This window comes from Nocardioides convexus, assembly GCF_011090295.1.
The window spans coordinates 1,462,911-1,485,263 of the sequence record NZ_JAAMYA010000001.1; the positions used below are offsets into that span (position 1 = coordinate 1,462,911).

Consider the following 22,353-nt stretch of genomic DNA (forward strand, 5'->3'; position numbering starts at 1 on the left):
GACGACGAACCGGCTCCAGGCTCGCCTACGGCGCCCTCGCGGCGACCGACACCGTGGTGGCCGGGTCGTCCCGGATCTGGGCGCACGGCGCGCGCCGGGTGACCAAGCCGCTGCTGATGCCCCTGCTCGCCGCCTCGCTGGCCACCGACCCGCGGGCGGCGGGCTCGCCGCTGCGCGCCTCGACGCTGGCCGGCGAGGTCGCCGGCTGGGGTGGGGACGTGCTGCTGCTCGGCGAGGGCACGGGCCGGTTCGCGGCCGGCGCCGGGTCCTTCGGGATCGGCCACCTCGCCTACCTGCACGGACTGCACCGGCTCCGCGAGCGTCGTACGCCGGCCCGGAGCAGCCCGGCGGTGCGGGCGATCGCCGGCGTCTGGGCGGCCACCGCGCCGGTCGTGGCGATCGCGGCGGCTCGCCAGGAGCGGGCACTCGGCCCCACCGTGCTGGCCTACTCCGGGCTGCTCGCCACGATGACCGCCGCCGCCACGCGGCTCGGGAACGACGTCCCCCGGCGGGCGCGGGTGCGCACCGCGACCGGCGCCGGGTTGTTCCTGCTGTCGGACTCGCTGCTCGGGGCACGCACCTTCCTGCTGCGAGCACCGGCGCCGTGGGTGGAGTCGGGGGTGATGGCGACCTACACAGCCGGGCAGTACCTGATCAGCCGGGGAGCGGCGCTCGGCTGAACGCGGCGACGAAGTCCCGGAAGCGCGCGGCCGCGGGCTCCAGGCTCGCGGTCGGTGCGCCAGGTCAGCCCGACGGTACGACGCGCACCCCGGCTGGCGAGCGCGATGCCGACCGTCCCCGAGAGACCGGCGAAGGCCTCCGGGACGATCGCGACGCCCAGGCCCGCCGCGACCAGGCCCTCGATCGTGGCGAGGTCCACGCTCTCGAAGGACACCTTCACCGCGACCCCGGCATCGGCGAGCAGCCCGTCCACGAGGGAGCGGAAGCCGAAGCCCAGCGGCGTCATCACCATCTCCTCCCCCGCGAGACTCGACAAGGCCGATCCGCTTGCGGTGACGCAGCCGGTGCGAGGGCGGGACGACGAGGACGAGCCGCTCGTGCTGCAGCGGCAACCACCCGAAGTGCTCGCCCGGCCGGCCCGAGGTGACCGCGAGGTCGACGGCTCCGGCGGCGAAGTCGTCGCGGATCCGGTGCCCCGGCTCCTGGGACAGGCTCGACCCGCACCCCCGGCGCCTCCTGGTGGAAGCCGCGCAGCAGCTTGGGCACGAGCGAGGTCGCCATCGAGTCGAGGAACGCGAGACGGACCACGCCACGGTCGGGGTCGAGGCGGGCTGCGACCTCGGCGGTGGTTCGCCGGTAGCGCGCCACCAGGTCCCGGCTCGCCTCGACGACGTACGCCCCGTGCGGCGAGGTCACCAGGCCCTCCGGCACGCGCTCGAACAGCCGCACGCCCAGGCTCGGCCTCGACCCGGGACAGCGCCCGGGAGAGCGTCGGCTGGCTGACGCCGAGCACGGCGGCGGTGTCCGTGACGTGCCGGTGCTCGGCCAGGGCGACGAGCCACTCGAGGTCGCGGACACGCATGGCGATCATCATACGCATCACGCATGATGAAGCGCCGAAGCAGACATTGGACGTATGACGTTCGGCGACGCACGCTGGTCCGGTGACTGTGTTCGCCGCCCCGCCCGCTGCCCTCGACGGCCACCAGCGGGGCTCCCTCGGGTACCGCCGGATCATGACCGCGATGGTCTGTGCCGGCATGGTCACCTTCGTCCTGCTCTACGACATCCAGGCGCTCCTGCCGGCGTTCTCCACCGACTTCCACGTCTCCCCCACCCAGGCCACGCTGTCGATGTCCCTGACGACGGCCGGGCTCGCGGTCGGGCTGCTCGTCGCCGGGCCTGCGTCCGAGGTGCTCGGCCGGACCCGGATGATCGTCGGCGCGGTGTGGCTCGCCAGCCTGGTGGCCCTGCTGTGCCCGTTCGCCTGGTCGTGGCACGCCCTGCTGGTGCTGCGCTTCGTCCAGGGCGTGGTGCTCGCGGGGCTGCCGGCCGTCGCCACGGCGTACCTGCGCGAGGAGCCTGCACGCCTCCGCCCAGGCCCGTGCCGCCGGGCTCTACATCGGCGGCACCGCGCTCGGCGGCATGGTCGGCCGCCTGCTCACCGCTCCGGTGACCGATCTGCTCGACTGGCGCTGGGGGCTGGCCGCCGCGGCGGGGCTCGCCGTGGTGTGCGCCGTCGCCGTCACCCTGGCGCTCCCGCCGTCACAGCACTTCACCGCACGGCGCCGCGACGACCTCGCGCTCGGTGCGATGTCGCGGGCGGCGCTCGCCGATCCCGCGCTGCGCCGGCTCTACGTGCTCGGCGGTCTCTCCGTCGGGGCGCTCGTCGTGGTCTTCAACGCGCTCGGCTTCCGGCTGACCGCCGCGCCGCACCACCTCAGCCTCGGCGCCATCAGCCTGCTCTACCTCGTCTACCCGCTCGGCACGATCAGCGCGACGGTCTCCGGCGCGTGGGCGGACCGGGTCGGGCGTCGTACCGTGCTGCCGATCGGCTGCCTCGCCGCGCTCGCCGGGGTCGCACTGACGCTCTCCTCGTCGCTGCCGGTCATCGTCGTCGGGCTGGGCCTGCTGACCGCCGGGTTCTTCGTCGTGCACGGCATCGCCAGCGGCTGGGTGGCGGTGCGGGCGCACGCGGCCGGCGCCAGCGCGAGCCAGGCCGCGGCGTTCTACCTGTTCTCCTACTACGTCGGGTCGTCGGTGTTCGGCAACCTCGGCAGCGGCGCGTGGTCGGCGTACGGCTGGACCGGGCCGGCGCTCCTCGCCCTCGCACTGTTCGCGGGGGTGGGGATCCTGGCGCACGGGCTGCGCCGGATCCCGGCGTTGACGGGCTGACGGGCTGAGCCCGACGGCCGCTCAGCCGACGGGCAGCCGACGGCGCGCGGCCATCGCGCCGCGGACCCGCTCCTCGGCGAGCCGGCGGGCACTGCGGTGCGAGGTCTCCTCCCGGTCCCGAGCGCTGTCCAGGACCGTCGCGGTGTTCGCCCGCAGCCGGGTCGCGACGGTGTCGAGCACCGGCGCCGGGTCGGGCCGGAAGGCGGAGAGGCGGGCGTCCATCGCGAAGCCCGCCGCGATCACACCACCGGCGTTCGCGATGAAGTCCGGCACCACGACCACGCCCCGCTCGCGCAGCACCTGCTGCGCCGCCGGTGAGGTGGGCAGGTTCGCGCCCTCGACGAGGATCCGCGCCTTGACCCGGCCGGCGAGCCTCCTCGTCGATGACGTCCTGGGTCGCGGCCGGGACGAGGACGTCGCAGTCGAGCCCAGACTCGCCGCCCAGCGGGACCGGCGTCGCGTCGTGGTGGCGCACCAGGTCGTCTCCGTGGGTACGCCGCAGCGCCACCAGGCTCCGCCACGTCCAGGCCGGTCGGGTCGTGCAGGGCACCCGTGCCGGTGCTGATGGCGACGACCGACGCCCCGAGGGCGCTCAGCCGCTCCGCGGCCGCCACGCCGACGGCACCGAAGCCCTGGACCACCACCCGGGCACCGCGCAGGTCGTCGCCGCACCACTGCGCCGCCGCGGACACCGACTCGGCGACGCCGAAGCCGGTCACGCCGAGTTCGGTCGTAGGGCATGCCGCCGAGGCTGTGCGGGGTGCCGACCGCCGTACCGCGGCCGGCTCGTCGAGCAGGATGGCGCCGTCGTCCTCGGTGAGGCCCATGTCGAGGCCGAAGACGTACTCCGCGGGCACCTCGTTGCTGAGCGCACGGGCGAAGGCGCGCAGCACCGCCTCCTTGTCGGGCGCGGCCGGGTCGGCGACGATGCCGGCCTTCGCGCCGCCGTAGAACATGTCGACGGCCGCCCACTTGAGCGTCATCACCCGCGCCAGGCGGGCGATCTCGCGGACGGTGACCGTCGGCGCCATCCGCGTGCCGCCCTTGCCCATGCCCCGCGCGGTGTTGTCGATGACGAGCACGCCGCGCATGCCGGTACGACTGTCGGAGACGCAGACGACCTTCTCCGGCCCCCACTGGTCCATCAGGTCGAGCGGGCTGTGGTCGAGGAGGTCGTTGGTCACCCGCCCATCCTCGCTTCGTCGCCAGGACCGCCCCAGGGCGCGAGCAACAGACAACGCTGTGGCTGGGCTAAGTTCTCCTGGTGCTCCAACCGACCCACCTCCGCACCCTCCGGGCCGTCCTGGCCACGGGCTCGCTCGCCGGCGCCGGCGCCCGCCTCCGGTTCACCGCCTCGGCGGTCTCCCAGCAGATGGCCGCGCTCGAGCGCGCCACCGGCCTGACCCTGCTCGAGCGCGGGCCGCGCTCGGTCCAGCCCACCCCGGCCGCGGAGGCGCTGGCCCGGCGCGCCGGCTCGCTGCTCGACCAGCCTCGACCTGCTCGAGCGCGAGGTGCGGGTGATGGCGGCGGGCGGGCAGGGCGCGGTCCGGATCGGCAGCCTTCCCCAGTGCCAGCGCGAGCCTCCTGCCGCAGGCCCTGGCCCGGCTCGCCCGCTCTCGCGCCCGTGTCGAGGTGCTCCTCGACGAGGCCGAGCCCGCCGACCTGGTCCCCCGGCTGCTCGGCGGCGCGCTCGACCTCGCCCTCGTCTACGAGTACGACGCCGTCCCCACCCCGTGGCCCGGCCAGCTCACCCGCACCGGCCTGCTGCGCGAGGAGCCTGCTCGTCCTGCTCCCCCGCGGCCACCGCCTCGCCGACGCACCGTCGGTCGACCTCGCCGAGTCTCGCCGGCGAGCGCTGGGCCAGCAGCCTGGAGGGCACCGCCGGGTCGCGCACCCTCGACCGGCTCTGCGCCGCACGCGGCTTCGCACCCCGCGTCGACTACCGCAGCAACGACTACACCGTGCTGCGCGGCATCGTCGCGGCCGGCGTCTGCGTCGCCCTGGTCCCCGCCCTCTCCCACACCAGCGACCAGGGCGTCCGCCCGCTCCCCCTCAGCGCGGTGGACGCGGGCCGGCAGGTGCACGTGCTGCGTCGTACCGACGACCCGAACCCGCTGCTCCCGCCCGTGCTCGACGCGCTGGTGCGCGCCAGCCGGGCACAGGGGCGCCACCTGCGCGGCGTTCGGCCGGCAACCCCCTGACGTCACCGCCGTCTGGCACCCTGGCTCGCAGCACGTCCACGTGTCGACGACACCTGCTCGGAAGGCGGCGGCCCACGCATGCGCATCAGGAAGAAGAAGGACCAGGGCGGCAACGTCCTGCGCCATCCGGCACGCGAGAGCGGTCCGGAGCCTGGTCGGGGGCGGGTGCAGCGAGACGATCGAGGCGATCGACGCTCACCTGGAGGCGCACATCGGACCGGTGGCGACCGTCTTCCACGAGCTCGTCTCCGACCTGGTCCACATCGACGTGCACCTGGTGCCGGCGACGGCGCAGCGCCCGTACCACGCGCTCGTCACCTCGGGCATGAGCGACCGGCCCATGACGGTGCCGCCCGACCTCGTCGGCCAGGTCCCGGACCGTGCCGAGGTGATGATCCTGCTGCCTGCGGACTGGCCGATCGACCAGGCCTCCTGGCAGGACGAGCGTCACTACTGGCCGATCCGGACGCTCAAGGTCCTCGCCCGCCTTCCGCACGAGTACGACACCTGGCTGGGCGCGTGGCACTCCGTGCCGAACGGCGACCCGGCGAAGCCGTACGCCGACGACACCGGCTTCTGCGGCGTGATGCTGGCCCCGCCCCTGCGCTTCCCACCGGAGTTCGGCACGCTGCGCACCGAGGACGGCCGGGAGATCACGCTGCTCGCAGTCCTCCCGCTGCTGCCCGACGAGCTCGTGGCGAAGATCGAGCACGGCGCCGACGTGCTCCTCGACGGTCTCGACGAGCACGGTGTCAGCGAGTCTGCTGGACCCGCGGCGCGGCTCGGTGCTGGGGCCGCCTGACTGAGACTCCGTCGCCACGGTGGCCCGGGGGAAAGCAACAGGGCCTGGTTCGTGTCTCCACGAACCAGGCCCTGTTCTTTGTAGCGGGGGCAGGATTTGAACCTGCGACCTCTGGGTTATGAGCCCAGCGAGCCTACCGAGTCTGCTCCACCCCGCGTCGGTGAACCCAACGTTACGACATGGGGCCGAAGGCCACCAAATCGGGGTCTACGTGCGGGGCAGCGGGGCGGTCCAGCCGCGCGAGAGGGCAAGGAGGCGCCAGGCGATGGTGACCGCGGCGGCCGGGCCGACGATCACCGCCGCCGGTACGCCGAGTCTCGACCCCCGTCGCGGCGACGGCCGCCCCGGCGAGGGCGGGGATGGCGTACAGGCTCGCCCTTGCGGAAGATGACCGGCACCCGGCCGGCGAGGAGGTCGCGGATGATGCCGCCGCCGACCCCGGTGACCATCCCGAGCGCGGCGCCGGGGACCGGGCCGAGGCCGAGGTCGTGGGCCTTGAGGGCGCCGGCGACGCAGAAGAGGCCGAGGCCGAAGGCGTCGAAGACGTTGACGATCCGCTCCAGGCGACCGACGGCCGGGTGCAGCCAGAAGGTGACCAGGCCCCCCACGACCGGTACGACGAGGTAGCGCCAGTCCTGGACGGCGGGCGGCGGCACGGCGCCGATCACCACGTCGCGGATCACTCCCCCGCCGAGCCCGGTGGCCATGGCGAGCACCACCACCCCGACGATGTCGAGTCTGGTTGCGCACGGCGACCAGGCCGCCGGAGATGGCGAAGACGAAGATGCCGACGAGGTCGAGGGTCAGCAGCACGACGCCACCGCCCGGCAGGAGGTCAGCGCCGGCGCCGGCGGGCGGCGCCGACGAGCGCCCGCCCCGCGCCGCGCACGCCTGCGGTCAGGAAGGTCGTCCAGTCGAAGTAGTCGCGCCACAGGACGATCTTGTCGTCTCGGACCTCGAACGTGCCACACACCCAGAACTCCATCCGGAAGCCCCCGCGGCGCAGCACGTCGATCCGCTCGGTGAGCACGACCGGGCCGTTGGCGGCGATGTTGACCATCTCCACCTCGAAGCCGGTGCCGACCTTGGTCATCGTCCGCAGCTGACGCGCCACCGCCCGTCGCCCGCGCGCGGGCGGCAGCGGGACGTTCTGGTAGACGACGTCGTCGGCGCACAGGGCGAGCGCGCCGGCGACGTCCAGGCTCCTGGAGCCGGCCGAGGAAACGGTGGACGACCTCGATCTCGCTCACCGGTGCGCTCCCCTCACTGCTTGTCGCGCTGGTTCGCCAGCCTGCACGGCCCTCTCGACCGCGGCCTGGGCGAGGCCGAGCCTGGCGCACCCACTCCGCGGTGTCGTTGGCCTTCTGCGCCGTCTCGGCCGCCTTGAAGGCAGTGTCGGCGTTGCGCAGCGCGGTCGCGATCTGGGCGTTCAGCGTCTGGTCCGTGCCCGTCGTCGGCGGCGTGCCGGTGCCGGGCTCCGGGGTCGTCGGCGGTGTCGTCGGGGGCGTGGTGGGCGTCGTGCCGTCCTCGAGGTCGACCCCGAGGGCCTTGCCCAGCGCCTTGACCACGTTGCGGTCCATGCCGACGCCGGCGCCGTACTTCACGATCACGTACTGCAGGATCGGGAAGGCCGAGGTGGCGCTCCGGGCGGCGTACACCGGCTGGATGTAGATCAGCCCGCCCTTGACCGGGAGCGTCAGCAGGTTGCCGAAGCGCGGCGGAGTCGCACCGGCCACGCGGTACTGCGCGAGCTCCTTGGCGACCGCGTCGTTGCCCTGCATCTCGTTGGCGACCTGGCCGGGGCCGGGCGTGTTCTCGTCGGCCATCTCCAGCAACCGGAGCCTGGCCGAAGTGGTCGGAGGTGGCGTCCGAGTTCACCTGGAGGTACGACGCCAGGGTGTTCTGCTCACCGCGCGGCTTGAACACCGAGGTGAGCGACCAGTCCGTCGTGCCATCGACCCCCGTCGAGAACAGCCGGTACGGCGGCTGGAAGACCGCCCGCGAGGCGTTCGGGTCCTCCGGCACCTCCCAGCGGTTGTCGCCGGAGTAGAACTCGCCCGCGTCGTCGACGTGGTACTTCGCGAGTCTGGAAGCGCTGCACCTTGAAGAGGTCCTCGGGGTAGCGCAGGTGGGCCATCAGCCTGGTCGCTGATCTCCGACTTGTCCTTCACGGCGCCGGGGAAGACCTTCATCCAGGTCTTGAGGATCGGGTCGTCCTCGTCCCACTGGTACAGGGTGACCGTGCCGTCGTAGGCGTCGACGGTGGCCTTGACCGCCGAGCGCATGTAGTTGATCTCGTCGGTCGGGATGGTCTGCAGCCCGGTGGTCTGCTGCAGCGAGTCGTCGGTCATCGAGTCGAAGGACTCACGCTGCGCGTTGGGGTACTTGTCCGAGGTCGTGTAGCCGTCGAGGATCCACACGATCTTGCCGTCCACCACCGCGGGGTACGGGTCGCCGTCGAGCGTCAGCCACGGCGCGACCTTCTCCACGCGCTCGATGGGCGTGCGGTTGTAGAGCACCTTGGAGTTCTTGTTGACCCGCCCGGAGAGCAGGAAGTTCGGCTCGCCGAACTTGATGGCGTACATCGCCTGGTTGAAGGTGCCGCCGACCGGCACGCCGCCCTTGCCGTCGTACGTCGTGGTCTGGCGCTCGGAGTCCTTCTCGTCGCCGGTGCTCGGCAGGCTCAGGCTCGACGTCGTTGGCCTTGGCGTCGGCCTTGCCCACGATGGAGTACGACGGGCTCTTCTCGCCGTAGTAGATGCGGGTCTCGAACTTGCCGGCCTTGGTGAGGTCGTCGCCGCCGCCGTTGCCCTCGCCGCGGATGCCCTCGGCCCACTGGATGCGACCGTTGGCCTGGTCGTCGATGTTGATGCGATTGCCGTACGCCGCGATCAGGCCCTCGCCGTGGGTGTACTCGGTGTGCAGGTTGGACCAGTTCTGGTCCGAGGACTGGATGCCTGCCTGGTCGAGCTCGCGCAGCCCGAGCACGAGCGGGACCTCCTGCTTGTCGATGGTGTAGCGGTCGACGTCGAGCACGGCCGGTACGGAGTAGTAGCCGCGCACCCGCTGGCGCTGCTGGAAGGTGTCGCGCACCTGCAGCGGGTCGACCACCGGCGTGGTGGTCAGCCTGCTGGAGGACCTCCAGGCCACGGGCCTGGGTCGCCGCGCCCGTGGGCACACCCTGGAAGTTCGTCTCGGTGGAGATGTCGTCGAGGCCGTAGGCCTGGCGGGTGGCGTCGATGTTGGTCTGGATGTAGGTCTTCTCCTTGTCCGCCTCGGACGGCTTGACCTGGAAGTTCTGCACGATGGCCGGCCAGATCATGCCGAGCAGCACGGCCGAGAGGGCGAGCAGGGCCAGGCCGACCGAGGGCAGCCTGCCAGGTCTTGCGCCAGACGTTGAGGAAGAAGAGCACCGCGCAGATCAGCGCCACGCCGACCAGGATGTTGCGGGCCGGGAGCAGCGCGTTCTCGGCGGTGTAGTTCATGCCGGTGAACAGCCGGTGGTCGTCGGTGACCAGGTCGTAGCGGTCGAGCCAGTAGTCGACCGACTTGGCCAGCACGAAGATCCCGAGCAGCACCGAGAGCCTGCACCTGCGCCGCCCCGGAGAGCCGGTCGTGCGCCTGCTGGAGGCGGATGCCGCCGTAGAGGTAGTGGACGACGGCGGTGCCGATCAGGGCGACGACGGTCGCGGCCATCACGAAGTCGACGACGAAGTTCCACCAGGGCAGGCTCGAAGAGGTAGAAGCCGATGTCCTTGTGGAAGAACGGGTCCTGACGGCCGAACTGCTCGCCGTTGTGCCACAGCCTGGAAGGTGCGCCACTGACCGACGGCGGAGGTGCCGGCGAAGATCCCGACCACGATCCCGACACCGGCGAGGAGCCAGCCGCGGATCGGGGTGACGGCGTCACGGTAGCGGTCGACGCTGGCGTCGCTGGGCGTCATCCGGAAGAGCGGGCGGAAGCGGTACGCCAGGTGCATGTTGACCGCGACCATGGCGGCCATGAGCAGCGCGAAGGCGACGAACAGCCCGACCTTGGTCCACAGCATCGTGCTGAACACCGGCCGTAGCCGACCTCCTTGTACCAGAGGCGGTCGGTGTAGACCGACGCGAACGCGGTCAGCAGGAAGAAGCCGAGCACCAGGATGACCCCGGTGATCACCAGCGCGCGAGCGCGCCGGCCGGGTCGTTCGGGCGCGGGGCGCTCCGGGTCCTCGTCGAACAGGTCACTCATCGTCGTCCTCCGCGTCGTCCAGCGTGGCCCGCAACAGACTCGAGCAGGCCCGGCACCAGGTCCGGTCCGCCCATCACCGCCATGTCGTCGTCCTGGCTGCGCATGCGCAGTGCGCAGTACGCCGCACCGTGCCGGGTCACCCCGGCCACGATGCGTACCTCCTCGGCGTCCGGGTGCTCCCGGGCGAACTGCAGCGCCGCCTCCGGGTCCTCGGGCACCTGGCCGTCGGCGGCCGGCGGCAGCACCAGCCGCTCCACCACCGCGGCGCAGCCGGTGACCACGCCGGGCCACACGATGCCCGGCAGCACCTCCTCCAAGCTTGTCGTCCCGGGGGCAGGCTCCTCCTGCTCGATCGGCGTCAGCGAGCCGCGCTCGATCGGCTGGTCGAGGCCGAGCTTGCGCGGCCAGGGCCGGCTCCTGCTCGACCAGCCTGTGCGGTGTCGACGAGCGCGTAGAGGCGCGCCGGCTGGTCCCACCCGGCACGGGCGAGGTGTTTCTCGACCTCCAGCACGGCAGCCGCGAGGGCCGGGTCGACGTCCAGGCTCGTAGTCCATGGGCTCGCTCTCGGGTGCAGGCTCGGAGGGTCAGCAGGTCGGCAGGCTTGGCGTCGTGGTCGCCGGCCCACTTCTCCAGGGCCTGGCGCGCCTCGTGCATCGTGGTCGCCTTGACCAGGCGCAGGTCGGGGTCGAGGCCCTTGACGTCGGGGCAGTTCTCCTTGGGCACGAAGAACGACTCGGCGCCCGCGTCCTGGGCACCGGCGATCTTCTGGGCGATCCCGCCGATCGGGCCGACCTTGCCGTCGGCGAGCAGACTCGCCGGTGCCGGCCACGGTCGCCCCGCCGGTCAATGAGCCGGGCGTCAGGGTGTCGTAGATCGCGAGCGAGAACATCAGCCCCGCGCTCGGGCCGCCGACGCTCGGGTCGACGTGGAGCCTGGATGTCGAAGGGGAACTCGTAGCCCAGGCCGAGGGTGACGCCCACCCGGACCGTCCCGTCCTGCAGGACGGGCTTCACCCGGACGGTGAGTCTCCTTCTTGTCCCGCTCGATGCGGAACTCGACGTTGGTGAGGTCCTTGTGCTTCTTCACCGCGGCGACGATCTGGTCGGGGGTGGTGACCGGCTGGCCATCGACCTCCTTGAAGATGTCGCGCACGAGCAGGCTGTTCTTCGCCGGGCCCTTCGGGTCGACGTAGGCGACCTGGACGGCGGTCGGCGGGTCGATGCCGATCTCCTTGAGCGCGACCGCCTTCGCGGTGTCCTGGGAGGTGGTCATCTGGACCGCGCCGTCGGCCTCCTCCTGCTCCGCGGACTGGTCCTTGGGGTGGACCACGTCGTAGGGCACGACCGCCTTGTCGGGGTCGACCCAACGAGTCAGCGCGTCGCCGAGGGTCGCCTTCTGCCCGTACGACGACGCGACCACGGTCGTGAACCGGAGCCTGGCCCTTGTCGTAGTAGGCCTGGTGGCCGTCGACCTGGATGACCTCGGCGTCGTTGACGTCCTTGCCGAGGATGTCGAACGTCGGCCCCGGGCTGTACGACGCGTACGGCAGCGGCACCGCGAGCGCGATCCCGCCCAGGATGAGCGCCAGCGGACCCGCGATGCACACGGCGATCAGGCGCTGGCTCATGGCGCCTACCCTCTCAGACCGCGCCAACGTGCCCGTGGGTGAGGGTGGTCACGACGCGCGGCGGTCCCGCGCGGTCTGCTCGCCGGCGGACGGCGGCTCCACGATGCGCACCTCGGGCTCCTCGGCCGCCTGCTCCGGCAGGGCGCTGCCGGGCAGCACCACCGGACGGCGGCGCGAGGCGCGCAGGGCCACCCCGGTGGAGCGGTCCTCCTCGCGCTCGGGCACGGCGTACCCGGGCCGCTGGCCGCGCTCGCGGGAGAGCGCCTCGCCGAGCCGGCGGGCAGCGGTCTCGCGGTCGACCTGGCCGCGGCCCTCACGACCCCACCAGCCGACCCACAGCATCGCGACGACCGTCGCGACGCCGGCAGGCACGAGCCAGAGCAGGATCTCCATCCTCCGAGCGTAGGTCGGCCCCGGGGACGGATCGGTCAGGACACGCGGGTCAGGGACTCCCGACCCACTCGTCCGAGCCGTCGGCGAAGCGCTGGTGCTTCCAGATCGGCACTTCCGCCTTGAGCGTGTCGATCAGCGCCCGGCTGGCCTCGAAGGAGGACCCGCGGTGCCCCGCGGTGGTGGCGACCACGACCGCAAGGTCGCCGATGTCCAGGTCGCCGACCCGGTGCACGGCGGCCACGCCGGTCACGTCGTGCTCCTCGGCGACGCGCTCGCAGACCTCCCGCAGCCGGTCGAGGGCGCTGGGGTGCGCGGAGTACGACAACCCGGTGACCCCCTGCCCGTGGTCGTGGTCGCGGACCCGGCCCACGAAGAGCACCAGACCGCCCGCGGTCGGGTCCTCGAGGCTGTCGAGCACGCCGGCGACCGACAGCGGCTCCTCCGAGATCGCGACCAGGCGGACGGCGGGAGAGGTCATGGATGAGGAGTCTAGGGGTGATTCCAGGGCCTTCCCCGACACCGCCGGTTGGCGATCGGGCGTAAATTCGGAGGCATGAGCAACGAGCCGGGCAACCCGGGCGACGACCAGCCGAACCCGTTCAAGGGCACGCCCTTCGAGCAGGCTCTTCGGGATGCTCGGCGGCGGTGGCCTCCCCGGCGGGGCGAGCCCGTTCGGGCCCGGAGGCGGGGCGGCCTTCCTCCAGCAGCCTGCAGTCCCTGATGCAGCCCTACGACGGCCCGCTCAACTGGAACGCCGCCGGCGACATCGCCCGCCAGCACGCCGCGCAGGAGCCCGACCCCTCCCCCGGCCAGCGCGACCAGGACCGGGTCGCCGACGCCGTACGGCTGGCCGACCACTGGCTCGACGCCACCACCGAGTTCCCCTCCGGGGTCAGCACGACGGCCGCGTGGTCGCGAGCGGAGTGGCTGGTCGAGACGCAGCCGGTGTGGAAGGTGCTCGTCGAGCCGGTCGCCGCCCGCTCGGTCGCCAGCCTGTCCAGCGGTCTGCCGGAGGAGATGCGGGCGGCGGCGGGGCCCTTCGTCGGCATGATCGGCCGGGCCGTGGGCGGGATGCTCGCGATGCAGGTCGGCCAGGGCCTCGGCGCGCTGGCCGGCGACGTGCTGACCGCCTCCGACATCGGCCTGCCGCTCGGCGCGCCCGGCAAGGCCGGGCTGGTGCTGAGCAACGTGCGCGCCTTCGCCGAGGGCCTCGACGTCTCCGAGGACGATGTACTGCTCTACCTCGCGCTGCGCGAGGCCGCGCACCAGCGGCTGTTCGCGCACGTGCCGTGGCTGCGCGAGCACCTGATCGGTGCCGTGACCGACTACGCCCGCGGGTTGGAGATCAACGCCCAGCAGATCCAGGACCGGGTCCAGGAGCAGCCTGCGCGGCATCGACCCCACCAACCCCGAGGCGATCCAGGGCCTGCTCGAGGGCGGGCTCTTCGAGGCGCCGCAGACGCCCGCGCAGACCGCCGCGCTCGGCCGCCTCGAGATCGCCCTCGCCCTCGTCGAGGGCTGGGTCGACGAGGTCGTCGGCCAGGCCACCGAGGAGCGGATGCCTGCCGCGGCCAGACTCCGCGAGGCCGTACGACGCCGCCGGGCCGCCGGTGGCCCCGCCGAGCAGACCTTCGCCGCCCTCGTCGGCCTGGAGTCGCGCCCGCGCCGGCTGCGCGACGCCTCCACCCTGTGGGGCGGCCTGCGCGCCCGCTCCGGCCCGGAGGCCCGCGACGGTGTGTGGATGCACCCCGACCTGCTGCCGAGCGCCGCGGACCTGGACGACCCGCTGTCCTTCCGCGCCGAGGCGACCCCGCCGGAGGAGCCTGTCCGCGGACGAGTTCGACGCCGAGCCTGCGCAAAGCCTGCTCGACGAGCCCGGCACCACCGACGCCCCCGAGGAGTGAGCCTCCACGCGGACGCCCTGCGCGTCCTGGAGTCCTGGCGCGCACCGGACCCGGCGGAGGAGGAGCCTGCGCCGGCGCTACGTCGCGCACCTGGAGTCGGCCCCGGACGGGATGTGGCGCTCGTCGTACCCGGACCACGTGACGGCGGGCACCCTCGTCCTCGACGCCACCGGCGAGCACGTGCTGCTCAACCTGCACCGCAAGGCGCAGCGCTGGTTCCACTTCGGCGGTCACGCCGAGGAGGGTGACGCGAGCCTCGCCGGGGTCGCGCTGCGCGAGGCCCACGAGGAGAGCGGTCTGACCGACCTGGACCTCCACCCCGAGCCGGTGCAGGCTCGACCTGCACACGGTGGCCTTCTGCGGTGAGCGTGGGGACGTGCGCCACCTCGACGTCCGCTACGCCGCCGCGGCCCGCCCCGGCGCCCAGGCCGTCGTCAGCGACGAGTCCCTGGCCGTGCGCTGGTGGCCGGTGGATGACCTGCCGGAGCTCGAGCCCGAGATGCACACCCTGATCGCGCGCGCCCGGGCCGTGCTGGGCTGACTCAGTCGACCGCGTCGCCGGCGGGATAGACCTCCTCCGACGGCGGTCGCGGCATCCGGGCCGCGTCCGACCAGCCGGCGAGGTAGCCCTTGGCCTTCTCCGCGGCCGGGTAGTGCGCCACCCAGCCCCAGAACTTCTCGTCGTGCTGCGGCTCGATCAGGTGCGCGAGCTCGTGCACGATGACGTAGTCGAGCACCCACTCCGGCATCCGCTGCAGCCGCTCCGAGAGCCGGATCGAGCGGTCCCGCGGCGTGCAGGAGCCCCAGCGGGCGCGCTGGTTGCCGACCCAGCGCACCGAGTCCGGCACCGCCAGGCCGCCGAGATAGGCGTCGCTGAGCCGCTGGGCGCGCTCCATCAGCGCCGCGTCGTCCCACTTGCGGGGTGCGGCGGCGCGCGACTCCTTGCGCTCCACGCGGGCGACCATCTTCGTCACCCAGGCGCGCTCCTCCTCGCCGGTGAGGTTGTCCGGGACGAGGACGATGATCTTGGTGCCGTCGCGGTACGCCGAGACGGTACGACGGCGGCGACCCGACCGTCGTACCTCCACTCGCGGCTTGCTCCGCGCACCCATGGCCACAACCTAGGGGTTCGCCCAGGTCAGGAGGCGTTCGACAGGCCAGGTGTTGACGATCCGGTCGGCGTCGATGCCGGCCGCCTCGGCGCGCTCGCAGCCGAGCAGCGGGTAGTCCAGACTGCCCCGGTGCGTGGGCGTCGGAGTCGATGGAGAACACGCAGCCGATGTCGCGGGCCAGACTCCAGCAGACTTCGTCGGCGGGTCGCGGCGCTCGGGCCGGGAGTTGATCTCGACGGCCACGCCCTCCTCCGCACAGGCCTCGAAGACGGCGCGGGCGTCGAAGCGGGACTGCGCCCGCGTCCCGCGGTTGCCGGTGACCAGGCGGCCGGTGCAGTGACCGAGCACGTTGGTGAAGGGGTTGCGGACGGCGGCGACCATCCGCCGCGTCATCTGCTCAGGCTCCATCTGCAGCCTTGGAGTGCACGCTGGCGACCCGTACGTCGAGCCTGCGCCAGCATCTCCTCGGACTGGTCGAGCCCGCCGTCGTCGAGGATGTCGACCTCGATCCCACGCAGCAGCCGGAAGCCGGCCCCGGCGAGGTGCTCGTTGACGGCCGCGACGACGCCGGGTCGGCGGCTCAGCCGCTCCGCTGACAGCCCGCGGGCGACCTTGAGCCGCGGCGAGTGGTCGGTGAGCACGAGGTAGTCGTGGCCCAGGCTCCATCGCCGTCATCGCCATCTCCTCGATCGGCGAGCCACCGTCGGACCAGTCGGAGTGGGAGTGCAGGTCGCCGCGAAGGGCGGCGCGCAGGGTGGTGCCCGCGCCGTCGGCCGTGAGCGGGGCGCCGTACTCCTCCTCGGTCTCGGCGAGCCTTGTCCGGCACCCGCCCCTCGACCGCCTGGGTGATCACCCGGGCGGTGCTGGACCCGACGCCGGCGAAGCTCGGTGAGGGTCCGGGTGCGCGCCCGCTCGGCCACCTCGTCGGCCGGCAGCGGCAGGATCGCCGCCGCGGCCCCGCGGTAGGCCTTCACCTTGTAGGCTTGTCGGCGCGCCCGCGCTCGAGCAGGAACGCGATCCGGCGCAGCGCCGCCACGGGACTGCCGTCGTACACCTGGTCGGTCATGTGACCCCGGTCACGCTCCCTTCGGGACTGAAGTATTTGTTCTCCACAGCCAGTGGAAGAACCTGTGGGCAGTGTTTCCGCAGGTCACCTCGCGGTACGGCGCCCTCCGCTCGCTCATTTTCCCCCATCCGTCCACATCGAACTCACCGATCCGGCACCGTCGTCCACCGGCTGCGCACCTCATCCACAAGTGCGTCCACAGCATCCTCCACAGCGACACCCCGCGCCGGATTGACCCCGCCGTCACGGCTGCCTAGCGTCTCCTCCGACGGGCCCCCGGGTCGCAGTCCTCGCTCGCAAGGGGAAGGCAAGCGAGGGTCGCTGCGCACCGGGGGCCTCGTTGCGTGCCGGGGCGTCCGCGGCACGCTCAGCGGTCGCGGAAGACCGGCGGCCGCTTCTCCTGCGCGGCCCGGATCCCCTCGAGCAGGTCCTCGGTCGCCAGGGTCACCGGCTGGGCCAGGCCCTCCCACTCCAGCGCCGCCTCGATGCTGGCGTGCGGGCACTGCAGCGCCCGCTTGGTGAGCCGGGTCGCGATCGGCGCGGCCTCCGCGATGGCGCCGGCGCTCGCCAGCACCTCGGCGCGGAAGGTCTCCGGGTCCAGCACCCGCGAGACCAGACCCAGTCCCAGCGCCTCGTCGGCCTCCACGACACGACCGGTGAGGAAGAGGTCGCGGGCGGCGGCGGAGCCGACCACGTCGGGCAGCAGGTAGGTCCCGGCCATGCCGGGGTGGATCCCCAGGCTTCGTGAACGGCACCCCGAGCCGGGCCCCGCGCGCGGCGTACCGGATGTCGCAGGCCAGGGCCAGGCACAGGCCGGCTCCGATCGCGGCGCCGTTGAGCGCGGCGATCGTGGGCACCTCCAGGCGCCGGATCGAGAGCCAGGCGCGGTAGAACGGCAGCATCCGGGCACGTAGGTCCGCGACGCTCGCGTCCGGCTCCGAGGCCAGCCAGGACAGGTTGCCGCCGGAGCAGAAGGCCTTGCCCTCCCCCGTCACCACGACCACCCGCACGGACGGGTCCGCGGCCAGGTGGTCGACCGCCGCGACCCAGGAGGCGGTCATCTCGTCGCTCATCGCGTTGCGCAGGCTCGGGCTGGTCCAGGACCAGCAGCGCGACCCCCTCGGCGGGTCGTTCGAGGCGCAGGTGGGTCAGGCTCCGGCGGGGTGGAGGATTTCGAGGCCGTTTCAGACATGCGGGGCACGCTACTGCGCCCGTGTGGCGGCGTGCCGTAGGGTCATGGAGGTTCGGAGTCCGGCTCCGAGCCCCGGCGGGCTTCCCCCAAAGACCCCCGTCGCGACGACCAACAGATGAAACATGGCAAGGAGGCCGTCATGGCGGAGACCTGGAGCGGCGAGTTCTACTGCGTGAAGTGCAAGGCCAAGCGTGAGGCTGAGGGCGAGGTCAAGGTGAACGACAAGGGCACCCGGATGGCCAAGGCCGTCTGCCCCGAGTGCGGCACCAACCTCAACCGCATCCTCGGCAAGGCCTGATCTCCCGGCCCACAGACCGACCCGTCGCGGGCGGCACCACCATCGGTGGTGCCGCCCGCGGCCGTTTCTCCCGCGCCGCTCTCCACGGGCCCGCGAGCCTGTGGAGAGCCCGGCGCACGCCACGCCGAGCAGTGGCACGCTGCTGCCATGACCTCCGCACCCGGGCCCCGGCGCCTGGTCCTGCGTCCCGGGACGCCGATCCTCACCCGCTCCCCCGGGGTCGTGCAGGTCGGGCTCGACGAGCCGGTGGTCCGCGCCGCCGACGCACCGGGGGTCCGCGACCTGCTCACGGCGCTGGCCCGCCCGCGCGGACTGCCCGAGGAGACGGACGCGGAGCCCGCGCTGCTCGAGCGGCTGCGCGCCGCGGGGCTGCTGGTCGTCGTGCCGGACGGGGAGGTGGGCAGCGCCGACCAGGTGCTGCGGGCGCAGGCCGGCCCGGACGCCGTACGACGCCAGGCGGCCCGGGCGGGCGCGACGATCGCCGTCGACGCACCGCCCGCGCTCGAGGAGCTCCTCGGGCCCCTGCTGGACCAGGCGGGGCTGCGGCGTGCCGGGACCGCTGCGGTGCACCTCGTCGTGAGCGCCGGTCCGCTGGACCGCGAGTCTGCTGGACCCGTGGGTGCGCGACGCGGTCCCGCACCTGGTCGTCAGCGGTGCCGCCACCGGCCGTCGGGTCGGGCCCTTCGTCGAGCCTGGACGGACCGCGTGCCTGCGCTGCGTGGACGCGCACGAGGCCGTGGCCGACGTACGCCGGCCGCTGCTGCTCGCCCAGGCCGCACGGGGTGCCCGGACCCGGCCGCCGCCGTCGGACCCGGTCCTCGACACCTTCGCGCTCGCCTGGGCGGTGCGAGACCTGTGCCGCTACCTGGAGGGCGACACGCCGAGCACCTGGTCGGCGACCTTCGACCTCGGGCCGCGCGACGCTCCGGTCGCGACCTCCTGGGGACGCCATCCCGACTGCGGTTGCGCATGGGACCAGACTCGGCCTGCTGCCGTGAGCGGGCCCGGTCACCACCACTCGCTGTCGAGCCTTGGCCTCCATCGCCCGGAGGTGGGCCCGGGAGCACTCGTCGCAGTAGCGGCGCACCCGGCCGCGCTCGACTGCGGACGTCCAGGTCAGCGGCGGCGTGTCACCGTCGGCGCGCCGGCCACAGAAGTCACAGGAGACGGGCATGCCCCCAGGGTAGGAGCCCGGACGGTTCGCGCGCGGCGTCGTGACCGAAAAGATGCGAAGGGCCGGAACCGACGGTGGTCGGTTCCGGCCCTTCATCTTCACCCGCGATCAGGTGTGCCCCAGAGGAGGCCTCCGAGGACGTTCTGCCTCGCTGCCGGGCGGGTCATCGGGACCCGGTCCGGATCAGAGAGCGCGAGCGAGGGCGAGACGAGCCTGCTGCGCTGCACGCTCGGCCTTGCGGCTCAAGCGGCGGGCGCGGGCCACCTGGGCGGCCTCGCGCAGGCTGGTGCGCCTCTCCCAGGCGCGCGGACATCTGCGCGCGCGCCAGGTCTTCGTTCAGCATGTTGTACATGTCGGATCCTTCGTTCAGGTTCGTTCAGATGGGTCTGGTCTGTTCGCTCGGCGAGCGGGTGCGGTGCCTACGCGGCGGTGACGGTGGCGTCCTTGCGGGGCCGGCCCCGCGGCCGCTTGCGCGGGATCACCACGCCGGCCAGGAACAAGCTCGCCACCCCACACGCCCCACGGCTCCCGCCGCTCCAGGGCGCCGGCCAGGCACAGGGCCTGGACCGGGCACGCCTGGCACAGCGCCTTGGCGGACTCGACGTCCGACGGGGACTCGGCGAACCACAGGCTCCGCGTCGTTCAGCCGGCACGGCAGCAAGCTCGTCCAGCGTCGGCTCGAGAACACTGGTCGTCATCTGCTTTCACCTCCTCTTCGATGACCTGATCGCGTTGGTCGTATTTCCTCGAGGGATCTGCGACTTCGCTCTTCTCAGGTCCTGAGAAAGACGAAGGCCGCGGATCCCGGTCTGTCGGGTTCCGCGGCCTGGAGGCTGCCGGGGCGATGGAAGGATCAGCCTGGGATGGCTCCAGGCGGGCGGACCCGGGACGTGGGCGGCAATGCCGCGCTCCCGCTTGACGAACGGGCCGTCAGCCGGCGCGACGTCGCCACCATTGGCGGCGAACGGCGCGAAAGCGGCAGCGGCGGTCGTGCTCGGGCGCACCGCAGTGCCCCAGACCTCGAGGGTCGCGAGAGCGGAGGTGGCGCAGGCGAGCGCGGACAGCGCGAGCCTGCTCGACGTTCACGTCGGTCATCGGGATCATCACGATGTTCTTCACGTTCGCCACCTCCTTCGGGGCCTTGAGGGCGCCAGCCGTGCCAGGGCTGTGATGCGCAGATCGATGTTTGCCTGATGACCGTAACGGGCGCGTATCAGGGCGTGCAAATCATTTATCGGGGTTTCTCAAAGATTTTCGGAGACGAGTGCGAGCACCGCCTCGCCGTACTTCTCGATCTTGTTCGGGCCGACGCCGTTGACCTTCGCCAGGGCACTGATCGAGGCCGGCTTGTGCTCGGCGATCGACTCCAGCGTGGCGTCGGTGAACACGACGTACGCCGGCAGCGGCTTGCCGTCCTCCCCCGCCTCCCGGGCCGTCTCCAGCCGCCATGCCTTGAGCCGGTCGAAGAGCGCCTCGTCGTAGCGCACCGGGTGGTGGGCACAACGTCCGCGCTTCTTCTCCGCCGCGCTGCCCAGCGGCTGCAGGCAGTCCCGGCACCGGGCGACCTTGGACCGGCCTCGGGTGGCCTGCGGCTGCTGGGACTCCGGCAGCAGGGGGGAGGAGGAAGCGCGAGGGCTGGCGGCGCGGCGCCTGACCGGGGTTGCGGGCGGCCGCCCAGGAGACCATCAGGCTCCTGGCGCGCACGGGTCATGCCGACGTACAGCAGCCGGCGCTCTTCCTCGACCGCGCCCGGCGGCGCCCCCTCCTGGCTGGCGTAGGCTGATCGGCACCGTGCCGTCCTGCACTCCGCAGCAGAAGACCGCGTCCCACTCCAGGCCCTTGGCCGCGTGGAAGGTGGCCAGGGTGACCCCGTCGGCCGTCGGCGCGTGCTGCTCGTTCGCGCGCCGGTCGAGGTCCTCCACGAAGGCCGCCACCGATGCCTCGATCCCGCGCTCGGTCGCGAAGTCCTCGGCCTGGTCCACCAGCGCCTGGAAGGACTCCCAGCGATCGCGCGCCTGGCCGCGTGTCGTCGGTGGCTCGGGCGTCCAGCCCATGCCGCCGAGCACGTCGCGGACCACGCCCACCCACGGCAGTCCCTCGGCCTCGCCCGAGCGGGCCGCGCCGCGCAGGCGGGTCACCGCCTCGCGCACCTCGCGGCGCTCGAAGAAGCGCGCGGCTCCGCGCACGACGTAGGGGATGCCGCGGTCGGTCAGCGCGTCCTCGAAGGTCTCCGACTGGGCGTTGATGCGGAACAGCACCGCCATCTCGCCGTAGGGCGTGCCGGCCCGGTGCAGCCGCGCAGCCCGGTCCGCGACGCTGCGTGCCTCGGCCACCTCGTCGGGCTCCCCGACGTACCGAACCGACGAGCCCGAGGCCTGCTGCGAGCGCAGCTCCACGCCGGCGCTCGTCGTGCCGGCGAGCAGCCTGGTTGGCCGCGGAGACCACCTGCGGGGTGGAGCGGTAGTTGCGGACGAGCTCGATCGACGTCGTCCCGGGGTAGCGCTTCGGGAAGTCGCGCAGGTAGCCCGCGTCGGCGCCGGCGAAGGAGTAGATCGTCTGCGCCGGGTCACCGACCACGCACAGGCTCGTCGCGCCCGCCGAGCCACAGGTCGAGCAGCGCGGACTGCAGCGGCGAGACGTCCTGGAACTCGTCGACGACGAACCACTTGTACTGCCGGCGCACCTGCGCCGCCACCCGCTCGTCGGAGGCCAGCACGCCCGCGGTCAGCAGCAGCACGTCCTCCATGTCCATCCGGCCCTGGTCGCGCTTGACGTCCTCGTAGGCCGCGAAGACCCGGCCGATCGTCTCCGGCGTCTGGTCCGCCACCGCCCGGCCCTTGGCCGGTGCCAGCCGGGCGTAGTCGTCGGCGCCGATGTTGCTCACCTTGGACCACTCGATCTCGGAGGCGAGGTCGCGCAGCAGCGCCTGGTCGGTCCGGACGCCGATGGTGCGGCAGGCCGCGGCCAGCATGCCGATCTTGGACTCGACCAGGCTCGGGCAGGCTCCGTGCCGTGCACGTGCGGCCAGAAGTAGCGCAGGCTGGCGCAGCGCCGCGCTGTGGAAGGTCCGCGCCTGCACCCCCGGCGCGCCGAGTCGCCGCAGCCGCTGACGCAGGCTCGCCGGCCGCGCGGGTGGTGAAGGTGACCGCCAGGACCTCGGTCGGCGCGTAGACCCCCGCCAGCACCCCGTGCGCGATCCGGTGGGTGATCGCACGGGTCTTGCCCGTCCCGGCACCGGCCAGCACCCGCACCGGTCCGCGCAACGTCTCGGCCACCTGCCGCTGCTCGGGGTCGAGCGCGGACAGCAGCCGCTCGATGGGGTCGGTCGTCGCGGTCATCGGGGCGGAGGGCTCCTCTGCGAGTGGAGTCGGTGGGCGGTCCGGTACGGCGTCTCCGACCCTAGACCGGAGGTCCGACGCAATCCCCCGGGGGAATGCGGGACCGGCTGGCTAGGTTGGAGGGACGAAGGCCGCGCAGGTCCGCGCGGGCCCCGG

General features: G+C 72.9%; 32 protein-coding genes, 1 tRNA gene and 9 pseudogenes. 13 read left to right on the forward strand and 29 right to left on the reverse strand.

Annotation, left to right across the window (positions count from 1 at the left end):
* Positions 1–56 precede the first annotated feature (56 nt).
* Positions 57–680 carry a lysoplasmalogenase gene (locus G5V59_RS10795; RefSeq protein WP_278256439.1) on the forward strand — a complete coding sequence of 208 codons (624 nt, stop codon included), beginning with the start codon at positions 57–59 and terminating at the stop codon, positions 678–680.
* Here G5V59_RS10795 and G5V59_RS10800 read toward each other — a convergent pair.
* Positions 632–1,543 carry a LysR substrate-binding domain-containing protein gene (locus tag G5V59_RS10800; protein ID WP_278256440.1) on the reverse strand — a complete coding sequence of 304 codons (912 nt, stop codon included), beginning with the start codon at positions 1,541–1,543 and terminating at the stop codon, positions 632–634. The two genes, G5V59_RS10795 and G5V59_RS10800, sit on opposite strands and share 49 nt — an antisense overlap.
* Positions 1,544–1,597: 54 nt before the next feature.
* Here G5V59_RS10800 and G5V59_RS10805 point away from each other — a divergent pair, with 54 nt between their 5' ends.
* Positions 1,598–2,137, forward strand: coding sequence for a hypothetical protein (locus G5V59_RS10805; RefSeq protein ID WP_278256441.1), 540 nt, complete (start codon positions 1,598–1,600; stop codon positions 2,135–2,137).
* Entirely contained in the window at positions 2,134–2,856 is a 723-nt protein-coding gene (locus G5V59_RS10810; RefSeq protein WP_278256442.1) for a hypothetical protein, read from the forward strand. The genes G5V59_RS10805 and G5V59_RS10810 overlap by 4 nt, the downstream gene beginning before the upstream one ends.
* A gap of 21 nt (positions 2,857–2,877) precedes the next feature.
* On the opposite strand, the gene G5V59_RS10815 is transcribed toward G5V59_RS10810, so the two are convergent.
* Positions 2,878–3,204 carry a hypothetical protein gene (locus tag G5V59_RS10815; protein ID WP_278259778.1) on the reverse strand — a complete coding sequence of 109 codons (327 nt, stop codon included), beginning with the start codon at positions 3,202–3,204 and terminating at the stop codon, positions 2,878–2,880.
* Positions 3,096–4,040, reverse strand: a complete 945-nt coding sequence (locus tag G5V59_RS10820) for a Glu/Leu/Phe/Val dehydrogenase dimerization domain-containing protein (protein WP_278256443.1) — start codon at positions 4,038–4,040, stop codon at positions 3,096–3,098. Before G5V59_RS10820 ends, G5V59_RS10815 begins: the two co-directional genes overlap by 109 nt.
* Before the next feature lie 80 nt (positions 4,041–4,120).
* On the opposite strand from G5V59_RS10820, the pseudogene G5V59_RS10825 reads away from it, so the two are divergent.
* From G5V59_RS10825 to G5V59_RS10835, 3 genes and pseudogenes are all read left to right on the forward strand, one after another.
* Positions 4,121–4,249, forward strand: a pseudogene (locus tag G5V59_RS10825) (LysR family transcriptional regulator); the annotation flags it as partial.
* Between the two features lie 127 nt (positions 4,250–4,376).
* Positions 4,377–5,057 (forward strand): LysR substrate-binding domain-containing protein, encoded by a 681-nt coding sequence (locus G5V59_RS10830; RefSeq protein ID WP_278259779.1) that lies wholly within the window; start codon positions 4,377–4,379, stop codon positions 5,055–5,057.
* Between the two features lie 220 nt (positions 5,058–5,277).
* Positions 5,278–5,859 carry a suppressor of fused domain protein gene (locus G5V59_RS10835; RefSeq protein ID WP_278256444.1) on the forward strand — a complete coding sequence of 194 codons (582 nt, stop codon included), beginning with the start codon at positions 5,278–5,280 and terminating at the stop codon, positions 5,857–5,859.
* Between the two features lie 81 nt (positions 5,860–5,940).
* Here G5V59_RS10835 and G5V59_RS10840 read toward each other — a convergent pair.
* The 15 genes and pseudogenes from G5V59_RS10840 to G5V59_RS10910 form a co-directional block, all read right to left on the reverse strand.
* Positions 5,941–6,016 (reverse strand) — tRNA-Met (locus tag G5V59_RS10840).
* Between the two features lie 136 nt (positions 6,017–6,152).
* Complete coding sequence (locus G5V59_RS10845; RefSeq protein ID WP_278259780.1) at positions 6,153–6,566, reverse strand: TRIC cation channel family protein; 414 nt, start codon at positions 6,564–6,566, stop codon at positions 6,153–6,155.
* A 96-nt stretch (positions 6,567–6,662) separates the two neighbouring features.
* Positions 6,663–7,685: a hypothetical protein gene (locus tag G5V59_RS10850; protein ID WP_278256445.1), complete on the reverse strand. Its 1,023-nt coding sequence runs from the start codon at positions 7,683–7,685 to the stop codon at positions 6,663–6,665.
* A gap of 91 nt (positions 7,686–7,776) precedes the next feature.
* A pseudogene (locus tag G5V59_RS10855) lies at positions 7,777–7,893 on the reverse strand (hypothetical protein); the annotation flags it as partial.
* Positions 7,894–8,060: 167 nt separating this feature from the next.
* A pseudogene (locus tag G5V59_RS10860) lies at positions 8,061–8,474 on the reverse strand (UPF0182 family protein); the annotation flags it as partial.
* 139 nt (positions 8,475–8,613) lie between these two features.
* Positions 8,614–9,039, reverse strand: a pseudogene (locus G5V59_RS10865) (UPF0182 family protein); the annotation flags it as partial.
* 67 nt (positions 9,040–9,106) lie between these two features.
* A pseudogene (locus tag G5V59_RS10870) lies at positions 9,107–9,181 on the reverse strand (hypothetical protein); the annotation flags it as partial.
* Positions 9,182–9,287: 106 nt separating this feature from the next.
* Positions 9,288–9,908: pseudogene (locus tag G5V59_RS10875) on the reverse strand (UPF0182 family protein); the annotation flags it as partial.
* Positions 9,800–10,093 carry a hypothetical protein gene (locus tag G5V59_RS10880; protein WP_278256446.1) on the reverse strand — a complete coding sequence of 98 codons (294 nt, stop codon included), beginning with the start codon at positions 10,091–10,093 and terminating at the stop codon, positions 9,800–9,802. The pseudogene G5V59_RS10875 and the gene G5V59_RS10880, both read right to left, overlap by 109 nt.
* Positions 10,090–10,569: a PPA1309 family protein gene (locus G5V59_RS10885; RefSeq protein ID WP_278259781.1), complete on the reverse strand. Its 480-nt coding sequence runs from the start codon at positions 10,567–10,569 to the stop codon at positions 10,090–10,092. The genes G5V59_RS10880 and G5V59_RS10885 overlap by 4 nt, the downstream gene beginning before the upstream one ends.
* A complete protein-coding gene (locus G5V59_RS10890; protein ID WP_278260289.1) occupies positions 10,452–10,982 on the reverse strand; it encodes a hypothetical protein in 531 nt (176 codons plus the stop codon). Before G5V59_RS10890 ends, G5V59_RS10885 begins: the two co-directional genes overlap by 118 nt.
* On the reverse strand, positions 10,982–11,179 hold the full coding sequence (locus G5V59_RS36435; RefSeq protein WP_341350911.1) for a hypothetical protein: 198 nt from the start codon (positions 11,177–11,179) through the stop codon (positions 10,982–10,984). The genes G5V59_RS10890 and G5V59_RS36435 overlap by 1 nt, the downstream gene beginning before the upstream one ends.
* Positions 11,103–11,720 carry a hypothetical protein gene (locus G5V59_RS36440; protein WP_341350912.1) on the reverse strand — a complete coding sequence of 206 codons (618 nt, stop codon included), beginning with the start codon at positions 11,718–11,720 and terminating at the stop codon, positions 11,103–11,105. Before G5V59_RS36440 ends, G5V59_RS36435 begins: the two co-directional genes overlap by 77 nt.
* A 48-nt stretch (positions 11,721–11,768) precedes the next feature.
* A complete protein-coding gene (locus G5V59_RS10905; protein ID WP_278256448.1) occupies positions 11,769–12,113 on the reverse strand; it encodes a hypothetical protein in 345 nt (114 codons plus the stop codon).
* A 49-nt stretch (positions 12,114–12,162) separates the two neighbouring features.
* Positions 12,163–12,591 (reverse strand): molybdenum cofactor biosynthesis protein MoaE, encoded by a 429-nt coding sequence (locus G5V59_RS10910; protein WP_278256449.1) that lies wholly within the window; start codon positions 12,589–12,591, stop codon positions 12,163–12,165.
* Between the two features lie 75 nt (positions 12,592–12,666).
* Here G5V59_RS10910 and G5V59_RS10915 point away from each other — a divergent pair, with 75 nt between their 5' ends.
* The 5 genes and pseudogenes from G5V59_RS10915 (at position 12,667) to G5V59_RS10935 (ending at position 14,558) form a co-directional block, all read left to right on the forward strand.
* The gene (locus G5V59_RS10915; protein WP_278256450.1) at positions 12,667–12,834 is read left to right on the forward strand and encodes a hypothetical protein; all 168 of its coding nucleotides are present in this window, start codon (positions 12,667–12,669) and stop codon (positions 12,832–12,834) included.
* Positions 12,834–13,424, forward strand: a pseudogene (locus G5V59_RS10920) (zinc-dependent metalloprotease); the annotation flags it as partial. The gene G5V59_RS10915 and the pseudogene G5V59_RS10920, both read left to right, overlap by 1 nt.
* 115 nt (positions 13,425–13,539) lie before the next feature.
* On the forward strand, positions 13,540–14,265 hold the full coding sequence (locus G5V59_RS10925) for a zinc-dependent metalloprotease (RefSeq protein ID WP_278259783.1): 726 nt from the start codon (positions 13,540–13,542) through the stop codon (positions 14,263–14,265).
* A complete protein-coding gene (locus tag G5V59_RS10930) occupies positions 14,156–14,383 on the forward strand; it encodes an NUDIX domain-containing protein (RefSeq protein WP_278256451.1) in 228 nt (75 codons plus the stop codon). The genes G5V59_RS10925 and G5V59_RS10930 overlap by 110 nt, the downstream gene beginning before the upstream one ends.
* On the forward strand, positions 14,367–14,558 hold the full coding sequence (locus G5V59_RS10935; protein WP_278256452.1) for a hypothetical protein: 192 nt from the start codon (positions 14,367–14,369) through the stop codon (positions 14,556–14,558). The genes G5V59_RS10930 and G5V59_RS10935 overlap by 17 nt, the downstream gene beginning before the upstream one ends.
* Position 14,559: 1 nt before the next feature.
* Here G5V59_RS10935 and G5V59_RS10940 read toward each other — a convergent pair whose 3' ends face one another.
* The 4 genes from G5V59_RS10940 to G5V59_RS10955 all read right to left on the reverse strand — a co-directional run bounded on the left by G5V59_RS10940 (position 14,560) and on the right by G5V59_RS10955 (position 16,916).
* Positions 14,560–15,129 carry a M48 family metallopeptidase gene (locus G5V59_RS10940; protein WP_278256453.1) on the reverse strand — a complete coding sequence of 190 codons (570 nt, stop codon included), beginning with the start codon at positions 15,127–15,129 and terminating at the stop codon, positions 14,560–14,562.
* Positions 15,130–15,138: 9 nt separating this feature from the next.
* Positions 15,139–15,810, reverse strand: a complete 672-nt coding sequence (locus G5V59_RS10945; protein ID WP_278256454.1) for a hypothetical protein — start codon at positions 15,808–15,810, stop codon at positions 15,139–15,141.
* On the reverse strand, positions 15,801–16,103 hold the full coding sequence (locus G5V59_RS10950) for a hypothetical protein (RefSeq protein WP_278256455.1): 303 nt from the start codon (positions 16,101–16,103) through the stop codon (positions 15,801–15,803). The genes G5V59_RS10945 and G5V59_RS10950 overlap by 10 nt, the downstream gene beginning before the upstream one ends.
* Before the next feature lie 459 nt (positions 16,104–16,562).
* Positions 16,563–16,916, reverse strand: coding sequence for an enoyl-CoA hydratase-related protein (locus G5V59_RS10955; protein WP_278256456.1), 354 nt, complete (start codon positions 16,914–16,916; stop codon positions 16,563–16,565).
* 610 nt (positions 16,917–17,526) lie between these two features.
* Between G5V59_RS10955 and G5V59_RS10960 the strand changes: the two genes are divergently transcribed.
* Positions 17,527–17,685, forward strand: coding sequence for a DUF5679 domain-containing protein (locus tag G5V59_RS10960; RefSeq protein ID WP_162851524.1), 159 nt, complete (start codon positions 17,527–17,529; stop codon positions 17,683–17,685).
* Between the two features lie 45 nt (positions 17,686–17,730).
* Positions 17,731–18,903 (forward strand): hypothetical protein, encoded by a 1,173-nt coding sequence (locus G5V59_RS10965; protein WP_278256457.1) that lies wholly within the window; start codon positions 17,731–17,733, stop codon positions 18,901–18,903.
* Positions 18,904–19,022: 119 nt separating this feature from the next.
* On the opposite strand, the gene G5V59_RS10970 is transcribed toward G5V59_RS10965, so the two are convergent.
* From G5V59_RS10970 to G5V59_RS11000, 7 genes and pseudogenes are all read right to left on the reverse strand, one after another.
* A complete protein-coding gene (locus G5V59_RS10970; protein WP_278256458.1) occupies positions 19,023–19,202 on the reverse strand; it encodes a hypothetical protein in 180 nt (59 codons plus the stop codon).
* A gap of 76 nt (positions 19,203–19,278) precedes the next feature.
* Positions 19,279–19,547: pseudogene (locus tag G5V59_RS10975) on the reverse strand (WhiB family transcriptional regulator).
* A gap of 242 nt (positions 19,548–19,789) precedes the next feature.
* A complete protein-coding gene (locus tag G5V59_RS10980; RefSeq protein ID WP_278256459.1) occupies positions 19,790–19,987 on the reverse strand; it encodes a hypothetical protein in 198 nt (65 codons plus the stop codon).
* Positions 19,988–20,103: 116 nt separating this feature from the next.
* Positions 20,104–20,346 carry an HRDC domain-containing protein gene (locus tag G5V59_RS10985; protein WP_278256460.1) on the reverse strand — a complete coding sequence of 81 codons (243 nt, stop codon included), beginning with the start codon at positions 20,344–20,346 and terminating at the stop codon, positions 20,104–20,106.
* 198 nt (positions 20,347–20,544) lie between these two features.
* Positions 20,545–21,525 (reverse strand): 3'-5' exonuclease, encoded by a 981-nt coding sequence (locus tag G5V59_RS10990; RefSeq protein ID WP_278259784.1) that lies wholly within the window; start codon positions 21,523–21,525, stop codon positions 20,545–20,547.
* Positions 21,426–22,073: a UvrD-helicase domain-containing protein gene (locus tag G5V59_RS36445; protein ID WP_341351184.1), complete on the reverse strand. Its 648-nt coding sequence runs from the start codon at positions 22,071–22,073 to the stop codon at positions 21,426–21,428. The genes G5V59_RS10990 and G5V59_RS36445 overlap by 100 nt, the downstream gene beginning before the upstream one ends.
* Positions 21,988–22,197 (reverse strand): annotated as a pseudogene (locus G5V59_RS11000) (UvrD-helicase domain-containing protein); the annotation flags it as partial. The pseudogene G5V59_RS11000 and the gene G5V59_RS36445, both read right to left, overlap by 86 nt.
* Positions 22,198–22,353: the final 156 nt, after the last annotated feature.

What these genes read in the sequence shown, in the direction of transcription:
- G5V59_RS10800 (WP_278256440.1), bottom strand. Translation starts at nt 1,543, where the DNA reads ATGCGTGTCCGCGACCTCGAGTGGCTCGTCGCCCTGGCCGAGCACCGG.
- G5V59_RS10805 (WP_278256441.1), top strand. Translation starts at nt 1,598, where the DNA reads ATGACGTTCGGCGACGCACGCTGGTCCGGTGACTGTGTTCGCCGCCCC.
- G5V59_RS10830 (WP_278259779.1), top strand. Translation starts at nt 4,377, where the DNA reads ATGGCGGCGGGCGGGCAGGGCGCGGTCCGGATCGGCAGCCTTCCCCAG.
- G5V59_RS10845 (WP_278259780.1), bottom strand. Translation starts at nt 6,566, where the DNA reads ATGGCCACCGGGCTCGGCGGGGGAGTGATCCGCGACGTGGTGATCGGC.
- G5V59_RS10850 (WP_278256445.1), bottom strand. Translation starts at nt 7,685, where the DNA reads ATGGCCGACGAGAACACGCCCGGCCCCGGCCAGGTCGCCAACGAGATG.
- G5V59_RS10880 (WP_278256446.1), bottom strand. Translation starts at nt 10,093, where the DNA reads ATGAGTGACCTGTTCGACGAGGACCCGGAGCGCCCCGCGCCCGAACGA.
- G5V59_RS10890 (WP_278260289.1), bottom strand. Translation starts at nt 10,982, where the DNA reads ATGTTCTCGCTCGCGATCTACGACACCCTGACGCCCGGCTCATTGACC.
- G5V59_RS36440 (WP_341350912.1), bottom strand. Translation starts at nt 11,720, where the DNA reads ATGAGCCAGCGCCTGATCGCCGTGTGCATCGCGGGTCCGCTGGCGCTC.
- G5V59_RS10905 (WP_278256448.1), bottom strand. Translation starts at nt 12,113, where the DNA reads ATGGAGATCCTGCTCTGGCTCGTGCCTGCCGGCGTCGCGACGGTCGTC.
- G5V59_RS10910 (WP_278256449.1), bottom strand. Translation starts at nt 12,591, where the DNA reads ATGACCTCTCCCGCCGTCCGCCTGGTCGCGATCTCGGAGGAGCCGCTG.
- G5V59_RS10915 (WP_278256450.1), top strand. Translation starts at nt 12,667, where the DNA reads ATGAGCAACGAGCCGGGCAACCCGGGCGACGACCAGCCGAACCCGTTC.
- G5V59_RS10940 (WP_278256453.1), bottom strand. Translation starts at nt 15,129, where the DNA reads ATGGGTGCGCGGAGCAAGCCGCGAGTGGAGGTACGACGGTCGGGTCGC.
- G5V59_RS10945 (WP_278256454.1), bottom strand. Translation starts at nt 15,810, where the DNA reads ATGGCGATGACGGCGATGGAGCCTGGGCCACGACTACCTCGTGCTCAC.
- G5V59_RS10955 (WP_278256456.1), bottom strand. Translation starts at nt 16,916, where the DNA reads ATGGCCGGGACCTACCTGCTGCCCGACGTGGTCGGCTCCGCCGCCGCC.
- G5V59_RS10960 (WP_162851524.1), top strand. Translation starts at nt 17,527, where the DNA reads ATGGCGGAGACCTGGAGCGGCGAGTTCTACTGCGTGAAGTGCAAGGCC.
- G5V59_RS10970 (WP_278256458.1), bottom strand. Translation starts at nt 19,202, where the DNA reads ATGCTGAACGAAGACCTGGCGCGCGCGCAGATGTCCGCGCGCCTGGGA.